Genomic DNA, 3,082 nt, shown 5'->3' with positions numbered 1-3,082 from the left:
CCGCCCAGTCCTCCACGTTCAACACCTCCCTAGCGTCGGGAGGGGGTCAACATTCCCGGAACGCCTGGGGGTCAGAGTTCAGGATCCGGCGACAGCACCCGACGTAGAGCCGTCCCCGGGGAAACCGGACCCGGAGCTGGCGCAGGAAACGCGAGGAACTCACTGCTGCGCTTGCGATCACGCCGCCAGTAGAATGGCTGACCAGAGGCCAGATCCAGGCTGGCGATCATGTGTCGGACCCCGCCGTAGCGGTTGTAGGTCGCGCGGTCCCGCCGATTCACGGCCGTCGAGGCACGAGCTCGTACGGGGCGACACAGCGCCCGCCGGCCCGGTGAGCGTCCCACAGCGCGGCGTCGTCGAAGACATGCCCGCAGCCACCGAAGCGGCGACAACAGTGCGCCCGCTCGACCCCACCCCAGCTACGCCCACAACACACCAACCGCGCCGCCGGGTCCCGCCGGTGCGCGGCGGCGGTCACGGGGAGGGCCTCGTGGGTAGTAGGCAGCCCGGGCACACCGGACCGTCGAGTCGCCACCCAGCCGCGGTGAGCCAGCGGCGGGCCGGGGCGGGGAGGCCGTGGAGGTTGTCGGCGGCCAGGTCACCGGCCAGCAGCGGGCCGTCACCGCAGCGCAGACAGGTCAGATCGGTGATCGAACCGGTGGGAGTGCAGGAACGGCAGTAGCAGGCCAGGGTCGGGCCGTTCGGACCGGCGATGAGCCACTCGGCGCTCATCAGGACCTGCTCCATCGGCTCACTCGGGGTGCGCCGACACCGGTCACAGCGCCGCAACCCCGCCCGAACGCCCGGCCGGCCCGGCGCCGCCGCGGCCGTGGCCGAGTGGTCGGGTGCGATGTGGGAGGCCGAGGTGTACATCGATCACACTCCCGTGCATCCAGACGAGGCCGTACCGGAGCTGCCCGGCGAGGGTGCGCCCACTCCGCGAGCTGTAGCCGACCTGGCCCGCACGCCCGCCGATGCGGTCACGGTAGACCGCCGGGATTCACCCGAGGCGCTCATCGCGCGGCGTGTCGTACCCAGCGCGCCACGGTGACCGGGATCCGGTCGGGTCGAGGCCGGCGATCGGGCAGCTGGGGTCACACCAGTCATCGGTGCAGGTCACCGCGTGGTAGACGCGCTGGGGCCAGCTCACCCCACCAGCCTCGCATGGCCCTCTGACACTCTCACCGCACTCGGCGGCACGGTGCCGGCGGGGCCGTCCGCCGTGGCCGCCGGGCGCAGGCCCGGACGGCGGCTCGGTCGGGTTACCGGCGGGCGACGTCGGGTCGCGGCCGCGGCCGCGCGGACCGCGTGCGATCGGTCCGGGGAGCGCGGTGCACGGTCGCCGCCAGTGGGGCCGGTGTCGGGGCCGGACCCGGCCCGGGCTACCGGGCCAGGGCGCGGCGCCACTGGGTGGTGACGCTGCGGCGCAGCGCCTCGGTGTCGACGCCGGCCGGATCGAGCAGTCGCTGCAACGCGATCCCGCGTAACTGCCCGACGACGGCGGTCGCGACCTCGTCCGCGCCGCAGTCGCCGGTGATGCTGCCGTCCGCGATGCCGGCCTCGACGTCCTCGCGCAGGTCGGCGCGGAAGGCGGCGTCCCGCTCGCGGAAGATCGGGGCGAGCTCCGGCTGGGTGGCGGCCTCCGACCACAGCAGCAGGAAGGCCTGGTGGAACGTGCCGATCCGACCGAGCTCGTCGAGGTAACCGTCGATCAGCCGCAGCAGGCGGTCGAGGCCGGGCGGGAGCTCACCGAGCCCCTTGACGAACCCGGCCTGGGTGGTTCGCGCGAGCCGTTCGACGAGCGCCTGCTTCCCGCCGAAGTAGTGGGTGACGATGCCGCGGCTGTACCCGGCCCGTTCCCCGACGCGGGCGAGTGTCAACGACCGCACGCCGTGCTCGACGATGAGTTCAGCGGCGCTGGCGAGCAACGCAGCCTCGGCCTGGTCGCGGCGTTCCTGCTGGGTACGGCGCATGGGCGGAGCCTAGCAAACAAACTTGCGTGTTATCCAACAAGTATGTGTAGGGTGGGTGTCAGGAGGTTCTGATGATTGAGATCGAAGACCACGCCCTCGACGCCATGCTTGCCGACGACCCCGGCGGCCCGGTCGTGATGCTGAACCTGTTGCGATTCCGCCCGGACGGCGGCCGGGAGAGCTACCAGCGCTACGCCGAGGCTCTCCGTGCCGAACTCAACCCCCGCTACGGCCTGCACGTGGTGTACCTCGGTGCCGGCGATCCGGCGCTGGTCGCCGAGGACGGCCAGGCCTGGGACATGGTGGTGCTGGTCCGCTACCCGGACCGGCCGAGCTTCGCGGCCATGGTCCGCGATCCGGAGTACCGGGCGATCACCCATCTGCGCACCGAGGCGTTGGTGGAGTCGGTCCTGCAGCCGACGACACCGGTGGGAGCCTGATGCTGGCGGTGTCCGTCCACCGCAACCCTGAGACGGCGGCGGTCCGGGACCTGCTGCTGGCGGAGCTCGCGCCCACGCGGACGGGTGTGGTGTGCCTGTCGCCGCCCGGTTTCGGCGCGCCTTTCAGTGCTCGGCACCGGTCGTGATCGGCTCCACCCGACCTGGTGTCCCGGGGTCGTCGCCCGGGAGCTCCGCACCGCGCCGGCGAACGCTCGGGGAAGGCCCGACAGGGCGTGGGATGTGCCTGTGGCCCGCAGGGGCCCGGTGACGAGGTCAGTCCCGGTCGAGCCGCTCCAGGATCCGGGCGAGCGTGGACTCCAGGGCGTCGAACCGGGCGTCGCTGCGCTGCTGCTGCGCCTCGAGCCGGCTGTTCACCCCGTCGAACTGGGTGTCCACGGCGTCGAACCGGGCGTTCGTCTCCTGGGCGAGCTGCGCGAGCTGGCCCTCGATGCGGGAGGAGATCTCGTAGAGGGACTCGACGTCGGCGCCTTGCTGCCGCAGTCGGCGTTGCACCTCGGGGGAGGACATGGCGGGGATCGTATGCCACTGGGGCGGGGTACCGATGACGGTGAAGGGCCACCGGAACCCGTAGGGCCCGCAGGACGCCGGCCGGGAGGCCGCGACCGCGGGATCCCGGGCTCGTCGCGGGCCCGCCGCTGCTGTTTCGAC

Annotated in this window: 4 protein-coding genes; 1 reads left to right on the top strand and 3 read right to left on the bottom strand. The window is 72.5% G+C overall.

Features of this window, described 5'->3' with window-relative positions; genetic code table 11:
* Positions 1–474: 474 nt before the first annotated feature.
* The gene (locus AB0J24_RS28700; protein WP_358687001.1) at positions 475–732 is read right to left on the bottom strand and encodes a hypothetical protein; all 258 of its coding nucleotides are present in this window, start codon (positions 730–732) and stop codon (positions 475–477) included.
* 650 nt (positions 733–1,382) lie between these two features.
* On the bottom strand, positions 1,383–1,973 hold the full coding sequence (locus tag AB0J24_RS28695) for a TetR/AcrR family transcriptional regulator (RefSeq protein ID WP_358687000.1): 591 nt from the start codon (positions 1,971–1,973) through the stop codon (positions 1,383–1,385).
* Between the two features lie 71 nt (positions 1,974–2,044).
* On the opposite strand from AB0J24_RS28695, the gene AB0J24_RS28690 reads away from it, so the two are divergent.
* Positions 2,045–2,413 carry a DUF1330 domain-containing protein gene (locus tag AB0J24_RS28690; protein WP_358686998.1) on the top strand — a complete coding sequence of 123 codons (369 nt, stop codon included), beginning with the start codon at positions 2,045–2,047 and terminating at the stop codon, positions 2,411–2,413.
* Between the two features lie 273 nt (positions 2,414–2,686).
* On the opposite strand, the gene AB0J24_RS28685 is transcribed toward AB0J24_RS28690, so the two are convergent.
* Positions 2,687–2,941 carry a hypothetical protein gene (locus AB0J24_RS28685; RefSeq protein ID WP_358686997.1) on the bottom strand — a complete coding sequence of 85 codons (255 nt, stop codon included), beginning with the start codon at positions 2,939–2,941 and terminating at the stop codon, positions 2,687–2,689.
* Positions 2,942–3,082: the final 141 nt, after the last annotated feature.

This window comes from Pseudonocardia sp. NPDC049635, assembly GCF_040659795.1.
Taxonomy (GTDB): domain Bacteria; phylum Actinomycetota; class Actinomycetes; order Mycobacteriales; family Pseudonocardiaceae; genus Pseudonocardia.
This window is presented reverse-complemented; position numbering and strand designations above follow the sequence as displayed.